Below are 18,024 nucleotides of genomic sequence, written 5' to 3' on the forward strand. Positions count from 1 at the left end.
GGATTATACTGAGGATGTGATGGGAAATTACTCATTTACATTATTAAAGATATAATAAACGGAGTTCCGCTCGAGGAACTCCGTTTATTTTGCTTATTATTCATCCATTTTTTCAAAAAAATCGATTAGTTCATCAAAGTTCTTTGTTATCTTGCAAGGAAATTTTTCTGGAAGATCATCCACTAAACACTGATAAAATTTAACCACAAATTCTTGATCTGCTGGTGTCGAAGAAACCTCAGTTGTAAACATATAACTCTGATTAAGATCAGTCATATTATCCCCTCCATGGGTTTATCTACCTTTATTTTACTTTACCAAGGATACAGAAAATGACTGTGATTATGAAGTTTTAATGAAAAATGGCTTTAAGGAACCATTTAAGATTCCTTAAAGCCATTTAATTTTAGGTTCTGTTTTATCCATGATTCGCTTAATATTCGCACGGTGCCGATAGATAACAAAGGAGGCCAATAGTGTTACTGCGATTAATAGAGGAATGTCCCCATCAATAACAGCATAAATCACCGCACAAATGCCAGCAAGCATGGAGGATAGTGAAACATATTTAGTGAGATAAAGACTGGCAAAAAAGACTATAAAAATGGTCAAAAACATAAATGGTGCACAAAACAGTAATACGCCTCCAGATGTTGCTACTGCCTTACCGCCTCTAAATCCAGCAAAGACCGGATAGGTGTGTCCAATAACAGCAAAAACCCCGGCAAGTAATGGATTGATCTCAAGACCGAACAAAACCGGTAAGAAAGCTGCTAATGTTCCTTTAAGAATATCTGCCACCGTTACTGCAAGACCAGCCTTGACTCCTAAAGTTCGAAACGTATTCGTTCCGCCTAAATTTCCACTGCCATGCTCGCGTATGTCTGTTTTATAAAAAACTTTACCAATGATTAAGCCAGACGGAATTGATCCAAGCAGATAGGCGAGTATCAAAACTAAAATAATTGGAACCATCAATGTATTCTCCTTCTATAAATAATGCATGTCCTATTTTACCATGTAATGGTTAAAAAACACTACCACACCTTTGTAACAAATTTAAAAAGTGAGTAAAAATTCCTTCTCAATTAGTATTTAATACCGTACGATAGATGTGAGGGGGAAGAACGTTGGCACAAATAGATTATCATAAGAAGAAATCACTAACACCAAAATGGATTCTTGGAGGATTGTTGATAGCGATCGTTATGATTGCATCTTCTATTCTTTTTTTATTATATCCATTTGCTTCAAAGGACATGGCAGAATACTTTACAAAGGAAAATCCAATCCTTTTTGAAGGAACTCAAGAAGGAAACGCAGTAGTTGAGGGGGATTCAATTTTCCTGCCGCTATCCTTTATGCAAGAACACATAGATGATTCTATTATTTTTGACGAGAAATCGAAGTCCATCATCATTACCACAAAAGACAAAGTGATTCAAATGCCTACCGATTCTCTAACTTTCTTTGTAAATCAAAAACCAGTGAATTTGCAGGTATCACCGATTATTTCAAAAGAAGGTCAAATTTTTGTAGCTATTGAACCACTGCTAAGCTTTTATCCTATCCAATATACTGTTTTAAATGATACAGGTGCGGTTTGGTTACAAAAAAATGGTGATCATTATATACAGGGTGAAATATCGGAAAAAGATGTACACTCTGAACAATTAAGGTTACGAACTGAGCCATCCCTACAGTCACCCTATACTGCGGAATTATCGAAACAAGAAACCGTCATGATTGAAGGAGAAAAACAGAACTATTATTTAGTGAGAAAAGAAAATGGCGTAAGCGGATATATCAACAAGAAGTATGTAAAGAAAAACAAAGAAGTTACAATAGCAATCGGAGAGAAAAGTGCAGCTATAGATATTCCTAAGATTAACGGGCCGATCCAACTAACCTGGGAGGCGGTCTATACAAGAAATCCTGATTATACACAAATACCAGATATGCTCGGTCTTAATGTAGTGTCACCAACTTGGTTCTCCTTAGCTGGAAACGATGGTAGCATAAATAATTTAGCTTCTTTGGAATATAGTAAATGGGCACAGTCAAAGGGTTATCAAGTATGGGGGCTGTTTTCGAATTCATTTGACCCGGTGCTTACACATGAAGCGTTAAAAGATTTTGAAACAAGACAGAAGATTATCGTTCAGCTGCTTCATTTCAGTCAAATGTACCAATTACAAGGAATAAATTTTGATATAGAAAATGTAAAGCAGGAAGATGGCACTCTTGTCACCCAATTCATGCGTGAAGCAACTCCTTACTTACACGAAGCAGGATTAGTTGTTTCTATGGATATCACCTTTTATGCGGGTGAAAATAATAATTGGTCATCCTTCTATGAAAGAAGTAAGCTTTCTGGTATTGTAGACTATCTAATTATTATGGCATATGATGAGCATTCAGGTTCATCTCCGGTTGCCGGGAGTGTATCAAGTCTGCCATGGGTTGAGAAAAACCTGGAAAACTTGTTGAATGAGGTTCCAAATGAAAAGCTGATTCTTGGCGTACCATTATACACTAGGCTTTGGAAAGAGCAGCAAAAAGAGGACGGGATAACGGAAGTCACCTCTCAGGCATTGTCGATGACGAAGGTGAAAGAATGGATTGCAGAGAAAGGGCTGCAGCCAGTTTATGATGAAGTAAGCGGTCAAAACTATGTAGAATATTATGCGGAAGAAGAAAATGCAACCTACAAAGTATGGATTGAGGATGAATTATCATTATCTAAACGCGCAAATATTGCTGCTAATTATCAACTAGCTGGAGTAGCTTCCTGGTCCAGAAATTTCGGAGACCAAACCGCTTGGAGTGCAATAAATATAGATCCAAATAAAGCCGTAACAAAGAAATAGACCCCTGGGCTGGTCTATTTCTTTTTGTTTTTATTCATCATGATATTCTGTCAAAGTTAAGAACAATTAGGGTCGAATTAATTACAAATATATGTAGAATTTTCAAACTCTTTGGAGTACCGATTGAAAAGGTTGGTTATTCAGAAATATAATTTAACTATTAATTTAAACCACAGACCATTTAAACCCTGGTATTGATGGGAGTTTTATTATCATTTTGTAAACCAAAAGAGGTGAACGTATGTCTCGAGCTATTAATGAAGTTCGAAAATTCTATCAGACTAACAAAGAAAAAATTCCTTTTTCAGTATCGGATTCAATAGAAGACGCATTATTAATTTTTTTCTCTATCCTTAAGAACCAAGATATTCATGTAGATTTTGAATACCGCGGGCTGCAAATGGCGTATGGCGTTCCCAATGAATTCAGTCAAATTGTTTTACAAATCCTAACAAATGCAAGAGAAAGCTTTGAAATGAACAATATCCAAAACCGGAAGATAAAGATCCAGATTTGCCATACAGAAAATCTTATTATTGTGGAGTTTACCGATAATGAAGGCGGACTTAATCCTGCACATATTTCGGGGTTAATCGAACTTAATTCCACCGCAAAAGAGCATGGAACCGGCAATGGCCTTTATATCTCAAAAATAATTATCGAAAAGATGAATGGGTCCTTAAAGGTTGAGAATACTGAGGATGGGGCAAGATACAGTCTTACTGTACCAAAAGTCTCTTCCGAAAACAAAACATCTTAGTAACCAAAAAGCTTCCGTTTCCCCGGGAGCTATTATTTTTTGAAAACACTCTAATTATGTTATAGTTAGAGTGGATAGTAAAATTAAGGAAATAAAGGAAGTGTATTCATGGCAGTCGAAAATCCATCATTAGAAGAAATAGGAGCTATTCTTAAAAAATCTAAACGTATCGCTGTTGTAGGGTTAAGTGATAAACCAGACCGAACCTCCTATATGGTTTCAGAAGTGATGCAAAAAGCAGGATACGAGATTATTCCTGTGAATCCAACTGTTGATGAAGTACTTGGTGTTAAAGCGGTTGCTTCTTTAAAGGACATTGAAGGACATATCGATATTGTCAATGTATTCCGCCGTTCAGAACAATTGTTCGATGTTGCGAAAGAATTTGATGAAATTGATGCAGATGTTTTTTGGGCCCAACAAGGCTTAGTAAATGAAGAGGCATATGAGTTCTTGAAGGAAAAAGGCTACACTGTGATTATGGACCTCTGCATAAAGGTGGCACATGCTTTAACAAAATAATCATTTGCTTTAAAAAGCTGCTAAATCATTAGCAGTTTTTTACTTTTTTTGGCATCAAAAACTGTTACATAATTATGTTGTTTCAAAATAGGCATTTGCCAAATCGAAATAAATCGCTAAAATAAAGCATAGACATGCCTAAACATGTGGTACAATTAAATGCGGCAAACATTCGTTCTAAATTATGGAAACAACTTTAACACGAATGATAAAATTACTCATAAAGATAGCAAGTAGAAAGTGTTTTTTCTTTTGTAGGGAATGAAAGGGGTATTTAAGTGGCAAGTAATCAGAAAGCTTTTGAATATAATGATGATGCCATACAGGTACTAGAGGGACTGGAGGCCGTCAGGAAGCGACCAGGAATGTACATCGGGAGCACTGATACACGCGGATTACACCATCTTGTATATGAGATCGTCGACAACTCTGTCGATGAGGCTCTTGGAGGTTTTGGAGACCAAATCATTGTAAAAATTCATAAAGATAATTCAATAAGTGTAATGGATAAAGGACGCGGAATGCCGACGGGCATGCATAAAATGGGGAAGCCAACTCCTGAAGTCATTTTAACTGTCCTCCATGCCGGAGGTAAATTTGGTCAAGGCGGATACAAAACCAGCGGCGGTTTACATGGTGTTGGTGCCTCCGTCGTTAATGCATTATCTGAATGGTTAACTGTAACGATAAAAAGAGATGGTTTTGTTTATGAACAGCGCTTTGAAAATGGGGGTAAACCGGTTACTACTTTAGAAAAAATCGGTAAAACCAATCAAACAGGTACAACGATTCACTTTAAACCTGACCCATCCATCTTTTCAACAACCACTTATAATTTTGAAACATTATGTGAGAGGTTAAGAGAATCAGCCTTTCTTTTAAAAGGGTTAAAGATTGAAATTATCGATGACCGAAATGATTTTCATGAAGTTTTTCATTATGAAAATGGGATAGAGGCATTTGTTTCCTACTTAAATGAGGAGAAAGATGTCCTCCATCCAGTGATTAGCTTTGAAGGAAGTCATAATGGGATTGAAGTTGAATTTGCCTTCCAATTTAATGATGGCTACTCAGAGAACATGCTTTCTTTTGTAAATAATGTCCGGACGAAGGATGGAGGTACCCATGAGGTCGGATCGCGAACGGCGATGACACGTATCTTCAATGATTACGCCCGTAAAGTTTCTCTTTTGAAAGAAAAGGATAAAAATCTTGAGGGTGCAGATATTCGTGAGGGACTATCCGCGGTTATTTCAATCCGAGTTCCTGAGCAATTACTACAATTCGAGGGACAGACAAAAGGAAAATTAGGTACGAGTGAAGCTAGATCAGCTGTAGATGCTGTCGTTTCTGAACATCTTACTTATTTCCTTGAAGAAAATCCTGACATTAGCTCGTTATTAATTAAGAAGTCGATTAAAGCTTACCAAGCCCGTGAAGCAGCAAGAAAAGCACGGGAGGATGCTAGAAGCGGTAAAAAGCGCAAACGTTCCGACGCTCTATTATCAGGGAAGCTTACACCTGCTCAGTCAAGAAATCCGCAAAAAAATGAAATATATTTGGTTGAGGGTGACTCTGCCGGCGGTTCTGCAAAACAAGGACGTGACAGACGCTTTCAAGCCGTACTTCCACTGCGGGGTAAGGTCATCAATACAGAAAAAGCTAAGCTGGCAGATATTTTTAAAAATGAAGAAATCAACACGATTATTCATACCGTTGGGGCAGGCGTAGGTGCTGATTTTAATCTAGAGGATGTAAATTATGATAAAGTCGTTATTATGACGGATGCCGATACCGATGGTGCGCATATTCAAGTGCTGCTGTTAACCTTTTTCTATCGATATATGAAACCACTTATTGAAGCAGGAAAAGTGTTTATCGCGCTGCCGCCTTTATATAAAGTAAGTAAAGGAGCAGGTAAAAAAGAAATTATCGAATATGCCTGGAACGAAGAAGAGCTTCAGGATGCCATAAAAAAAGTAGGCAGAGGATATATGATCCAGCGCTATAAGGGTCTTGGAGAAATGAACGCAGACCAGCTTTGGGATACAACCATGAATCCAGAAACTCGGACATTGATTCGAGTGAAAATAGATGATGCTGCTAGAGCAGAAAGGCGTATCACAACGCTAATGGGTGATAAAGTTGACCCTCGCCGTAAATGGATTGAAACCAATGTGGCGTTTGGTTTAGAAGAAGATGATACGATCCTTGATAATGAAAATATTACGGTTGCCGAGGAGGAATCTGACGAATGAGCACAAATGAGAAATTCCGTGACTTACCACTAGAGGATGTAATCGGCGATCGTTTTGGCAGATATAGTAAGTACATCATTCAAGAACGAGCCTTACCTGATGCAAGGGATGGTTTAAAACCCGTGCAGAGGCGCATTCTATATGCAATGCATGTGGAGGGCAACACACATGATAAAGGCTTCCGTAAATCAGCAAAAACAGTGGGTAATGTAATTGGTAACTATCACCCGCATGGTGATTCATCCGTTTATGACGCGATGGTCCGAATGAGCCAGGACTGGAAAGTTCGAAATGTTCTCGTCCAAATGCATGGAAACAACGGAAGTATGGACGGAGATCCCCCGGCTGCAATGCGTTATACAGAGGCCCGTCTTTCTGCAATTGCTGCGGAATTGCTTCGTGATATAGAAAAACAAACAGTCGACTTTATTCCAAACTTTGATGATACCTCAAAGGAACCTACCGTCCTACCAGCCATGTTTCCGAATTTGCTCGTAAACGGGTCAACAGGGATTTCTGCAGGGTACGCAACTGATATTCCGCCTCACAATCTTGGAGAAGTGATTGATGGGGTAATTATGCGTATGGAAAATCCAGATTCAACTGTTGATGAAATAATGACAGTCATTAAGGGTCCTGATTTTCCAACTGGCGGTATCATTCAAGGTATTGAGGGGATTAAAAAGGCCTATGAAACTGGCAAAGGAAAAATCATTGTCCGCAGTAAAGCGGAGATTGAGGACGTACGCGGCGGCAAACAGCAGATTGTCGTAACGGAGATCCCTTATGAAGTCAACAAGGCAAATTTAGTAAAGAGAATCGATGAATTCCGCCTCGACCGAAAAGTCGAGGGAATATCTGAAATTCGCGATGAAACAGACAGAACGGGTCTCCGGATTGTCATTGAACTTAAGAAAGATGCAGATGCGAATGGTGTCCTAAACTATCTATATAAAAATAGTGATTTGCAAGTCACTTACAATTTTAATATGGTCGCGATTGCCAAAAAACATCCAAAATTATTAGGAATTCGTGAATTGTTGGACGCCTATATAGAGCACCAAAAAGAAGTAGTTGTCAGACGAACAAAGTATGAGTTAGATAAAGCAAAAGAACGTCAGCATATCGTTGAAGGGTTAATGAAGGCCTTATCGATTCTAGACGAAGTAATTGCGACAATCCGTGCGTCAAAAGATAAAAGAGATGCAAAAGATAATTTAATTTCCAAGTTTGCATTTACTGAAGCGCAGGCAGAAGCCATTGTTTCTTTACAGCTCTACCGTCTAACCAATACTGATATTACTGCTCTTCAAAATGAAGCGGAAGAATTAGCTAATAAAATTGAAGAATGGACAGCGATTTTATTAAGTGAAAAAAAATTATTATCGGTTATTAAAAAAGAATTAAAAGACGTTAAGAAGCGGTTCGCTGACAATCGTCGTTCGAAGATAGAAGCTGAAATTGAAGAGTTGAAAATTAACCTTGAAGTGACCGTAGCAAGTGAGGATGTCATTGTGACGGTAACGAAAGAAGGCTATATAAAACGTACAAGCCAGCGTTCATATGCTGCTTCAAACGGACAGGACTTGGCGATGAAGGAATCTGACCGGTTATTAGCACAACTAGATGTGAATACCAAGGATGTCGTCCTGCTGTTTACGAATAAAGGGAATTACTTATACTGTCCTGTTCATGAACTTCCAGATATCCGCTGGAAGGATATTGGACAGCATGTTGCCAATATCATCCCTATTGAACGCAACGAAGATATTATCCATGCCATTCCAGTGAAAGATTTTGAGATGGATGGTTATCTCTTGTTTGTCACAAAAAATGGAATGGTCAAGAAAACAGAACTTAAGCAATATAAGGCTCAGCGTTATTCGAAACCATTAGTGGGTGTAAATCTAAAGGATGATGATCAAGTTATTGATGTCCATCTAACCGATGGAACAAAAGAATTATTCTTGATCTCTAATTTCGGCTATGCACTTTGGTTCCATGAAGAAGAAATTAGTGTTGTCGGCGTACGTGCAGCCGGTGTAAAAGGTATTAATCTAAAGGATGGAGATTTTGTTGTTGGCGGGAAGGTTATTTCCCCAGAAACGAAAGAAACCATTGTCATTACTACGCAGCGCGGTTCAGTGAAGCGAATGAAGCTGAAAGAATTTGACATAGCAACACGTGCGAAGCGCGGCGTTGTCATTTTACGAGAATTAAAGGCAAATCCGCATCGTGTAGTTGGTTTTGTTGTTGCAGATGACACAGACACTCTCTTCATACAAACCGAAAAAGGCCACACAGAAACTATCCAAACATCTGAAATTCGCTTAAATGATCGTTATTCTAACGGATCTTTCGTTCTTGATGAAAACGATAATGGAAAAGTGACGTCGATTTGGAAGGTTGAAGGCCCAACGAAAACGAAAGAATAAATTAATCTTTAAAGACTCCCTAAATATTGGGAGTCTTTTTTTCATGTTTTTACCAAAACTGGGGCATACTACCTTTATCAGATACTGGAGGGGAAAAGAATGAAAAAGGAAATAGTACTTATTGCGATTGCATTTTTTCTCATGTCTGTTACGGCAATAACTGGTGTGCATGCCTTTGAAGAAAGAGCCAAAACCATCACCATTTCAAAACATGAATCTGACATTACTGGAGATGGAATCAATGAAGATATTCAATTAATAGGCATTCCATATGAAGATGAAGAGGATTATTTAAGAGAAATTTATATTGATATAACCACCACCGATGAAAAACAATACAAAATACCGCTGGAAAGCGGTTCGAAGGCATCTTTGAAGCTCGTCGATCTTAATCAGGATGGAGTAAAAGATATTTTTTCGAATGTATTAACAGGAGGGAGCGACGGGATCACACTTACAAATTTATATACTTTGAAAAATAATTTAAAAAAAGAATTAAAGGTTCCAGAACCATTAGAAATGGCTAGTACATTCTTAAATGGCTATAAGGCAAAAATAACGATTGCAAAAACAGGTGAAACCTATGAGTTTGATTTAAACGACAGAAAAAAATATTATAAAAAACTAGGACTTTATTATAAAGGACGATTAAATGAACCGACAGAATTATCAGTTAATTCATTTCATTCCTTAAAGCCAGTTAAATTAAAAACAGGCGAGGTTGTTTTAGAAGGAGTACAAAGAATTACTGGGCTTGCTAATGGTGATACCATTGCTTTTGTTGAATCTACATGGAAATATGGAGATGATCAGTGGAACCTCAATTCCACTAAAGTACAACGGAAGCAAGAAAAACAAGCAGGGCAGGGGCAGAACAAATCCTAAATACGGCGAAAAACCACAAATGACACAGGGAAACCTGTGTTTTTTTGTTACTTTCAAGTGAATTTTGCTGTGAATTTAAAAGAGAACTCACGAAGCTCATGAAATGGATACTAGAACTATAATCGCAATGGAGATTCGCAGTACCAATTCTTAAAATTTAATTTTATCTCATTATCTTAAGTATACTTGGATATTGAGATATTAACGATTTTTGTTTACATAATAATATTATGTTAACTAGAATGTTTTTAATATGTCAGCAGCGGAATACACTGCTGACATGGTTAAGATTCTTCCTTTGGCATATCCATTTTATCGACGGCAATTTTTAAATCGTCATTCTTTATATGGGTGTAAATCATCGTGGTTTGAATTGATGAATGGCCTAATTGCCTGCGTAATTTTGGTACATCATTAATTTCAGCATGATACCTTGTGGCAAAGGAATGTCTAAGTTTATGTACCGATAAGGACGGTTTACCAAATGCTGCGGCATACTTTTCAATTAACTTTTCAACGGACCGCGCAGTCAGTCTTCGTGATTTTCCTTTTGGCCCCATTGATGCTGCGATAAATAATGCCTTATTATTCTTTTCAACCTGGTACTTAGTACTTCTGATAGATAAATAAGCTTGGAGATCAGCCATAGCAATCTGACTAAAGAATACAAATTGCTCTTTATTTCCTTTTCTAATTACTCTTACACAGTACTTTTTGTAGTCAATATCATCTAATTCAATACCTACTAACTCAGAAAGACGAAGCCCAGACCCCAAAATTAATGATACAATGGCAGTGTCACGTTCTTTGTTTAATTGATGAAAGTTATAGATTTTTTTGTTATCTTTATTAATTTCACCATAATCATTGGCAACAAATAAACGAAACTTTTCATATTCATCACCAAGAAGAATTTTCCCTTCCATTTTAGCAGCTTTTGTTTCCATACTGTCTTTCACTTCGTTAAATTCAATTTTCGCCATAACATTACGGTTAATGTATGGCTTTAAATCAGGGGTTTCAGCAATGTTTTGGAGATAATTAAACAGTGACTTTAGCGCTGATAATTTCCGATTAATCGTTAATTCTTTATTATTTAATTCGTAATGCAGGAAGTTTAAAAAACTTTCAACCTCAATAACTGTCATTTGCTCTAAACGACTTAATGGAATATCTTTTGAAGCGCCCGTATATAATTGCTCACTGATCATCCAATTAAAAAAGATTTTGTAATCATGACAGTAATTAAATAAAGAAGCTGTTGAAAGCTTTCTTAATTTATGATTGATGTATTCATCGACATACCAGGGCAATTCAGATAAGAGGGACTGCAGTTTTTTAAAATTTTCTTGTTTTGACTGATTTACCATAAAATCACCTCACTTCTATATTTTACTAAATCGCCTTTATTACGTCAAATTTATATTTTACGTAATAAAGTATTTTACATATTATAGCGTGATACTGACTCTTTTTTCCATTTCTTTATCTCCTGCATTCTATCCTCCTCTCTAAAAAAACTTACCGTTAGATACGAAATTCAGCTTTATTTCCGATATAATAAATTGATGATGCTTTTTCAAAGGAGAAATAAAAATGAATCATAAACAGTTGGAAGAAAAAATTATTCAGAACTATCAAGGCGAGGAAAAAATGATGATCCTTGTGTTTGCGCAATGGTGCATCAATCATGATTTAAATCCTGAAGAATTATACTTACGGGCATACCCAAATCAGGCTGCAAACTTAAGCTTACAAGAAGCCATGGAATTAGTGGTCCCTAAAGATGAAGCTGGCGTAATCGGCGACGAAACTTTACTTGGTGTCTTAGCTTTATTTGGAAATGATGATCTTGCATTTGTGGTAACGGAAGAAATTGCTAAAATGAAGTAAATTTCTTTTTTAAAAAACCCAATGACCTCACGGTTCTCTATGGTCATTGGGTTTTAAACCAAATTCTTCTGCAATGAGTTTATACGATTGGATTCGGTCTAATGGGGAGTGCGTTATCGTTACAATCATTATTTCATCCGCAGTATATCTTATCTGTAATTCAAGTAAGCTCTCTTTAACCTGCTCGGGATTACCTATAATCATCCCTTGTTTCTTTTCTTCGTGAAGATCTATTCTCTCATTTCGAAGATATTCCTTTGCTTCTAGGATAGAAGGAACTCCTTTCTGCCCCTCTCCCCTTTTTCTTTGCAGCCCCCACACCAATGAACTTAGTGCTATTTCTTCTGCTTTTTCTGACGTTTCTGCACAAACCGCTATAACCGTTACGATTACTTGTGGAGTGTCAATTTGCTTCCTTGGTTTAAAATGATCTCTATATTGCTTGATAATGGCTGAACCGTCTTGATCACTCATAAACTGTCCAAATACGTAAGAAAGTCCTTTTTCAGCTGCTAGTAATCCACTCTTTTTACTAGTCCCAAGAAGCCATGGCATTGGTGATTCTTTTGGAACTGGAGAAGCTGATACTTTTGCATGGGAATGTTCAGGAGGTATATCATTATCTAAAAAATACAATAGATCTTGCACTGAATTCGGCATATTCCATACCTGTTGTAAAAAGTTATCTGATAGTGCATCGGTTGCTTCTGCAGAACCGCCAGGAGCTCTGCCAATCCCTATATCAATTCGACCAGGAAATAGTGTTGCTAACATATTATAAACCTCAGCGACTTTATAGGGCTTATAATGCGGTAATAATACTGCCCCAGAGCCAATTCGGATTTTCTTTGTATTTGCTCCAATATACCCTAACATTACCTCGGGGGCAGAACATGCAAGACCCGGTAAATCATGATGCTCCGCGATCCAATATCTCTTGTACCCTAAAGTTTCCCCAGCTTGAGCTAACATCATAGATTCTTGCAGTGCCTCTTGTGGTGTCTGATTAGTAGAGATTGGAGCTTGATCCAAAATACTTAACCTCATTCCTTTTCTTCCCTTCTCTCTACCCTTTTACTTCTAGTAATACTAACATAAAATCTCCTACCTGACCTTTAATGTATAAGTTTGTAAAGGAAGTAGAGTACTGATAAATCTTAGCCCTAAACGATAGATCTCTCTCAGGAACTTTTACATCAAATGTACCTTTGTACAATAGTGTTGTGATATCATGATATTCCTCGCTGGTAACCTTAAATTGTACAGAAATTTTTTGTAAACCATTCTCTGTTTTTTCTTCATACTTGTAAACGTTAATTGATGTTTTATTTAAGATAATCTCTTTTACCAAAAGTAACAACTCCTTTTATCACATAAAAATGATAGCACTTAAACGAAAGAAACAACAAATTTTCCTCCTGCCCATTTTAATTATGATATGATAGTAACAGTTAATTTCTTGAGGAGTGAAATCATGAGTGTACATAAAGACTTAATTAAACATGCTAAAAACCAAAATCAAAGTTACCAAGAGTTTCAGGCCTTGGATGAACTGCGTGAAAAATATATTGCAGAAGCAGTTGAATTATGTAAACAAGGAAAACCTTTCTCGACTGATAAAATTAATGAAATAACAAATAAAATGAACAAAATAAATTTGCGCATCATCTCAATTAGAAAAAATGTTACAGTTGATATGGTAAAGGAATACGTAAACACATTAGAAAAAAAATAATCCACTCTCTTGGTGGATTATTTTTTACATATCCCTACTTCCACTTTCCAGAACTGTTTAACATAACATTCGCCTTGACATCTATCTTCATTTCCTGATAGGATTGATATTTGTTTAATGTCTTCCAATCATTGTATTTCATCTTATTGCGTACATATCGATTTATTCCAAGAGGGTCAACTTGCAGTTCCTGTAATTTTTCAATTAGTTTCTTTCCTTCTTGATTAATTTTCTCAGTAAGGATCGTTTCAATCTTTTTTTGAATTTTCGGGTCGGAAACGTCCTCTCTACCTGTATATTCAACCACATCCCCTATCAACTCTATATATATAGTGGCCTTCTTTTTATTTTTAGGTGTTGCTGGAATTTCAGTTCGGTGATTTTTTAGTTCATAATTAAGCATGATTGTGGCCTCTTCTGCCTCACCTACCTCAATTTGTTCAACAAAAACTCCTTGGTTCATCTCTTCCCTGAATAGGAAAAGATACCTAGCTTCTGAAGGTTTAAGAATTTCAATTAGTTTATCTTCATGAAAGAGACCAATGCCATTATAGGTAATGTTATTTTTCTCAACGTTAAAGACTGGCAGAATGGGATCTATCCCGTCATCATAATAGTCTCTAAGAAATTGATAAACATTATAATTCGTTCGTAAATTTTCTCTATTTAATTTTGTTAAAAATTGCTCTAAATAAGTCGCATTTTGGCCTTCGTTTTTTATATTCAGCATGATGACATCGCTGGCTTCTTCTTCAGCTAAAGCCAATTTTAAACGAGTCCCGATACTCGGGTCACGAACAAATGACTGTAAATATGGCAGTATCCCTTCTTTAGCTAACTTCTGGCCAAACATTGCTACGCGAATTTGTCCGCTTTCTAGTTTTTGGTTTGTTTTAAATCTTACTTTTTCCCTAGCCTCTTTACCAGATTTTCCTTCAACCATAATTGTTTTTCGGTCATATTTTCCGTCTTTTGTTATTATCGGGAAGGTTATCGTTAACTTTAAGGGATTTTCTTGGCTATCCGTGATATCAAATCCTACAGCATTAATTAGTGCTAAATCATCTATTATCCGCTGCTCGGCACATCCAGACAATAAAAATAGCATTAAAATTACAAATAGCCTATTCATTGGCTGGGACTCTGTTCACTATTTTCGTAAATAGAATTGTAAGCAATATAAGGATAGGCAGTAAAAAGGCAATCGCTGTAGATGCGTAAGAGATATATAATATCCATTGATCAACATCTTTTATGACCTTAGGTATAAAGGACATGAAAAAGCTGATTATTAGAATCCCCATTAAGAGAAAGTTTGATTTTACCATTTTAAACTGATATTGTAGGAGTTCTTTCGTACCCCATAAATACATAACAGTCGTCATAAGCACCTTTAAGCCAAAAATCGTAAAAGTAAAGTTTTCAACACGTTCTAGGACAGGGAATGATATATACCCTAACAATGTCACCACAGGATACATTTCCTTTAACAATTGATCAAAACTGAAAAAACCAAAACTAACAAAGGTCACACCTAGATAAATAAGTGATGTTATGGAATTTCCTGCGATAATTGATTTTAATTGCTTCTTATCAATCAAATGGATATATAAAATAGATAATTCATAACCCAAAAGAGCTGTATAAATAGATATTCCCCCTGATAAGATATCCGTATCACCTTTAAAAATAAACGGTGTAAGCCGAATAAAGCTAAATTCTGGAAGATGAAAAGCTAATAAAAAAACCGTCCAAACGGTAAAATAAAATAAAACCACCGTAGATTTAGCGATTTGATAAAGTTCCTTTTTTAACAGTAAATAGATTAATATATAAACCATTGAAAATAAGTAAATGAGTGATACGTTATTGTAAAACAATACCTTTAGAATCATGCAAAACTTAACCATAATCATTACCCCTAACAACATCCAGACACCAGCTATCGTTAGATTAAATGGAAGGGTAACCCATTTAGGGAATATCGTTATGATTTCAAACATGGACTTTCCTTTGCTGATTTTAAATACGAGCCAAATGAGAACTAAATTGATATTAACGATGAAATATATAATAATAAGTCCAATCCAGCCGTTTGTACCAAAGGCTTCCGCTACAAAACGAGGTAATGAAAATAAGGTAACACCAGACTGTGTCAAATAAATTAAAATGGAAGCTTGAAAGGGTGATAACTTCTCTTTTATTTGCATGATGGTTAACCCCTTTCAGCTTTTTTCTTAAATGGTCCCCTTATCAATGAGTATTTAAAGAACTTTGGATACATAGGTGATATTGGCAATAAATAGGGAGAATTCAAATTAGTCAAGCTGCTTAAATGAATAATCAAAATCCCCATTCCAAAAATAATCCCAAGGTTACCCCAAAACCCTGATAGTAAAATAAACCCAAAACGTACAATTCTTATCGAGCCACTTAATAAATAGCTTGGTACCACGAAGGAAGCAATTGCAGATGCAGCTACAACAATAATAAGGATATTGCTGGTAATCCCTGCCTGGACTGCGGCCTGCCCGATGACAATACCGCCAACAATACCGATTGTTTGTCCAACTTTTGTTGGAAGCCTTGCTCCTGCTTCTCTCAGCAGTTCTAACAAGAACTCTAAAAAAAGCGCTTCAAGCACAGGTGGAAATGGCACTTTACTACGTGACTCCAGCAATGTCGGCAGTAATGCCTGTGGAATCATTTCATAATGATAGGTTGTAACGGATACATATAGGGCAGTAAATAACAACGTAACTAAAATGGCAATATATCGTGTTATTCTAATAAAAGTACTGACAATCCATCTTTGCCCAAAATCATCCATTGATTCCATAAAATCAAAAAAACTCACGGGTGTACAAAAAGCGTATGGACTGTTTTCCATTAACCCTGCAATTTTCCCATCAAATAATTTATATACCGTTACGTCTGGTCTTTCTGTTGTATAAAATTGGGGAAAAGGAGAGTTAGGGTATTCACCAATATATTGCACAAGCATATTCGTATCTACAATTCCATCCGTATGAACGGATAAAATCCGTTTTTTAATTTCTTCTAAATCATTTTGTGACGCTGCACCTTCAATATATAATAGATAAACATTTCTTTTTGCCGTATTCCCTATCTGTAGTTTAATTGTCTTAAGCTTTGAACTCATCACTCTTTTTCGAATTAAAGCCAAATTCATATCAACAGATTCTACAAAGGCATCATGCGCACCAAGAATGACCGTTTCGGATTCCGATGGCGAAATGGAACGATCCTTTCCTTCCTTAAAGGAGAGATCATATGCCTTCTTTTCAGCAAAAAGAATAGCACTGCCAGTTAATATCGCTTCTTCAATACTTTTCATATCCGACAGAACGTTAAACTCTGAGCGATTTAAAAACGCCTTTAACTCTTCTGGAGTAAAATTTCTAATGTTTGATAAGAAATGCTCATAATGATCCTTATTAATGAGATAGCTAAAATAATAAATTTTTAAGAATAAATTTGGAAATTCTGAAACACTTAGATCAGCATTATTATTAAAACCAGTTGTAAATTGTTGTAGTAATGATTCCCCAGCAGAATTTGGTGCTTCTTTCGAAAGTAACTTATGTTCTTCCTGTATTTTAATATCCTTTAATAAGCGATTGCGATCTTTTCGCATTCGCATCCGCCCCATCTTTTTCTTATATTTTTTGCTATCAATGGTAATTTATACATTTATTAGATACCTTCTTAATAACTTAGATAAGGAAGAAAAATCTCATTTAGAGGAGGTTATCGGTGAAGAACTTAAATCCATTTACTCCTTGGGAAGAGCATTATTTCTGGGTAAACATCCTTTTAGATCATGCCATTTTTGTTCGAGATTATCTTTCCCCTGTTGAGGTAAACCTTGTGGAAGAAGCTGTAATGTTTATAGGCAGATTTTCAGAAGTGAGAAACCGGCTGGAGCAGATCCCCAAAAACAGCAATGTGAATACCCATTCCATGGTTGAGTTTTCAAAGCTTTCCGCTCAGGTTTCCTATGATTATTACCGGTTTGAAGGAAAGATTCTTAACTTACAATTAAGTAATAAAATCCTCATCAACATAACCCCAACCTATTTTAACGGGACATTGAATGAAAACGGGGAATATTTAAGGATTCTCCAGTCTTATATGAATGGAACAGATTACCCCCCATTTCCGTTGGTAGATTTATTAGATCTTTGGCTGGAAGATCAAATTGGCCATGCAGCCTTATTAAACCGGGCACTAGATGGTATTGAGCTAATACTTAAAGAAAAAGTGGACACATTAAGTAAACTTTTTTCTGCACATATGTTAAAAAATGACGCAATAAAAGGTTATTTACGTTTTATGCCTCCCCATTTTCCTGTACAAATCGCCTTCGCACGAGAAGTTACCAAAACAGTCCTAGCCTTTAACCAAATGGTGGAACACGTAATAAAGCTATATAAGGGGAAAGAAGTCATAAATGCCACTACTCTGCGTTTCTTAGAGCATCATTTCCCGGAGTCTTGTTATTTTTTAACAAAATTGAGTGCTTTTGTTCCCGATATGGAAAAGCCGCCATGCACGTTAACATCCTATTTTAAAAACTACCATAATAATTTGTAATGTTGGTTAATCCATTCTTTGTTTGCTCATACTAATTTTGGATTCATGA

17 protein-coding genes are annotated in these 18,024 nt (G+C 36.3%); 9 read left to right on the plus strand and 8 right to left on the minus strand.

Annotated elements, in window-relative coordinates; genetic code table 11:
• Window positions 1-96: 96 nt before the first annotated feature.
• Together SFC47_RS12805 and plsY are read right to left on the minus strand one after the other, a co-directional pair.
• The gene (locus tag SFC47_RS12805; RefSeq protein ID WP_411254681.1) at window positions 97-276 is read right to left on the minus strand and encodes a hypothetical protein; all 180 of its coding nucleotides are present in this window, start codon (window positions 274-276) and stop codon (window positions 97-99) included.
• 114 nt (window positions 277-390) lie between these two features.
• Complete coding sequence (gene plsY / locus SFC47_RS12810; RefSeq protein WP_411254682.1) at window positions 391-975, minus strand: glycerol-3-phosphate 1-O-acyltransferase PlsY; 585 nt, start codon at window positions 973-975, stop codon at window positions 391-393.
• A 155-nt stretch (window positions 976-1,130) separates the two neighbouring features.
• Between plsY and SFC47_RS12815 the strand changes: the two genes are divergently transcribed.
• From SFC47_RS12815 to SFC47_RS12840, 6 genes are all read left to right on the plus strand, one after another.
• Window positions 1,131-2,870, plus strand: coding sequence for a glycosyl hydrolase family 18 protein (locus SFC47_RS12815; protein WP_411254683.1), 1,740 nt, complete (start codon window positions 1,131-1,133; stop codon window positions 2,868-2,870).
• A 241-nt stretch (window positions 2,871-3,111) separates the two neighbouring features.
• A complete protein-coding gene (locus tag SFC47_RS12820) occupies window positions 3,112-3,630 on the plus strand; it encodes an ATP-binding protein (protein ID WP_411254684.1) in 519 nt (172 codons plus the stop codon).
• Window positions 3,631-3,738: 108 nt separating this feature from the next.
• Window positions 3,739-4,152: a CoA-binding protein gene (locus SFC47_RS12825; RefSeq protein WP_411254685.1), complete on the plus strand. Its 414-nt coding sequence runs from the start codon at window positions 3,739-3,741 to the stop codon at window positions 4,150-4,152.
• 278 nt (window positions 4,153-4,430) lie between these two features.
• A complete protein-coding gene (parE, locus tag SFC47_RS12830; protein WP_411254686.1) occupies window positions 4,431-6,410 on the plus strand; it encodes a DNA topoisomerase IV subunit B in 1,980 nt (659 codons plus the stop codon).
• The gene (gene parC, locus SFC47_RS12835; protein ID WP_411254687.1) at window positions 6,407-8,845 is read left to right on the plus strand and encodes a DNA topoisomerase IV subunit A; all 2,439 of its coding nucleotides are present in this window, start codon (window positions 6,407-6,409) and stop codon (window positions 8,843-8,845) included. Before parE ends, parC begins: the two co-directional genes overlap by 4 nt.
• Before the next feature lie 99 nt (window positions 8,846-8,944).
• The gene (locus tag SFC47_RS12840) at window positions 8,945-9,730 is read left to right on the plus strand and encodes a hypothetical protein (protein ID WP_411254688.1); all 786 of its coding nucleotides are present in this window, start codon (window positions 8,945-8,947) and stop codon (window positions 9,728-9,730) included.
• 284 nt (window positions 9,731-10,014) lie between these two features.
• Here SFC47_RS12840 and xerS read toward each other — a convergent pair whose 3' ends face one another.
• A complete protein-coding gene (xerS, locus tag SFC47_RS12845) occupies window positions 10,015-11,100 on the minus strand; it encodes a tyrosine recombinase XerS (RefSeq protein WP_411254689.1) in 1,086 nt (361 codons plus the stop codon).
• A 226-nt stretch (window positions 11,101-11,326) separates the two neighbouring features.
• Here xerS and SFC47_RS12850 point away from each other — a divergent pair, with 226 nt between their 5' ends.
• Window positions 11,327-11,623 (plus strand): hypothetical protein, encoded by a 297-nt coding sequence (locus SFC47_RS12850; RefSeq protein ID WP_411254690.1) that lies wholly within the window; start codon window positions 11,327-11,329, stop codon window positions 11,621-11,623.
• A gap of 27 nt (window positions 11,624-11,650) precedes the next feature.
• Here the strand turns inward: SFC47_RS12850 and SFC47_RS12855 are convergent, their stop codons facing one another.
• Window positions 11,651-12,670: an LLM class flavin-dependent oxidoreductase gene (locus SFC47_RS12855; RefSeq protein WP_411254691.1), complete on the minus strand. Its 1,020-nt coding sequence runs from the start codon at window positions 12,668-12,670 to the stop codon at window positions 11,651-11,653.
• Window positions 12,671-12,689: 19 nt separating this feature from the next.
• Complete coding sequence (locus SFC47_RS12860; protein ID WP_411254692.1) at window positions 12,690-12,974, minus strand: DUF3219 family protein; 285 nt, start codon at window positions 12,972-12,974, stop codon at window positions 12,690-12,692.
• 123 nt (window positions 12,975-13,097) lie between these two features.
• Between SFC47_RS12860 and SFC47_RS12865 the strand changes: the two genes are divergently transcribed.
• A complete protein-coding gene (locus tag SFC47_RS12865; RefSeq protein WP_411254693.1) occupies window positions 13,098-13,358 on the plus strand; it encodes a DUF2533 family protein in 261 nt (86 codons plus the stop codon).
• 34 nt (window positions 13,359-13,392) lie between these two features.
• Here the strand turns inward: SFC47_RS12865 and SFC47_RS12870 are convergent, their stop codons facing one another.
• From SFC47_RS12870 to SFC47_RS12880, 3 genes are read right to left on the minus strand one after another with little or no spacing between them, the layout of a single operon-like run.
• On the minus strand, window positions 13,393-14,490 hold the full coding sequence (locus tag SFC47_RS12870) for a Ger(x)C family spore germination protein (protein ID WP_411254694.1): 1,098 nt from the start codon (window positions 14,488-14,490) through the stop codon (window positions 13,393-13,395).
• Window positions 14,483-15,568, minus strand: coding sequence for a GerAB/ArcD/ProY family transporter (locus SFC47_RS12875; RefSeq protein WP_411254695.1), 1,086 nt, complete (start codon window positions 15,566-15,568; stop codon window positions 14,483-14,485). Before SFC47_RS12875 ends, SFC47_RS12870 begins: the two co-directional genes overlap by 8 nt.
• Before the next feature lie 5 nt (window positions 15,569-15,573).
• Window positions 15,574-17,016, minus strand: a complete 1,443-nt coding sequence (locus tag SFC47_RS12880) for a spore germination protein (protein ID WP_411254696.1) — start codon at window positions 17,014-17,016, stop codon at window positions 15,574-15,576.
• Window positions 17,017-17,135: 119 nt separating this feature from the next.
• Between SFC47_RS12880 and SFC47_RS12885 the strand changes: the two genes are divergently transcribed.
• Window positions 17,136-17,975: a DUF2935 domain-containing protein gene (locus SFC47_RS12885; RefSeq protein WP_411254697.1), complete on the plus strand. Its 840-nt coding sequence runs from the start codon at window positions 17,136-17,138 to the stop codon at window positions 17,973-17,975.
• The last annotated feature ends 49 nt before the right edge of the window (window positions 17,976-18,024 follow it).

This window comes from Neobacillus niacini (genome assembly GCF_046591715.1).
GTDB classification, from domain to species: Bacteria; Bacillota; Bacilli; order Bacillales; family Cytobacillaceae; genus Neobacillus; species Neobacillus niacini_L.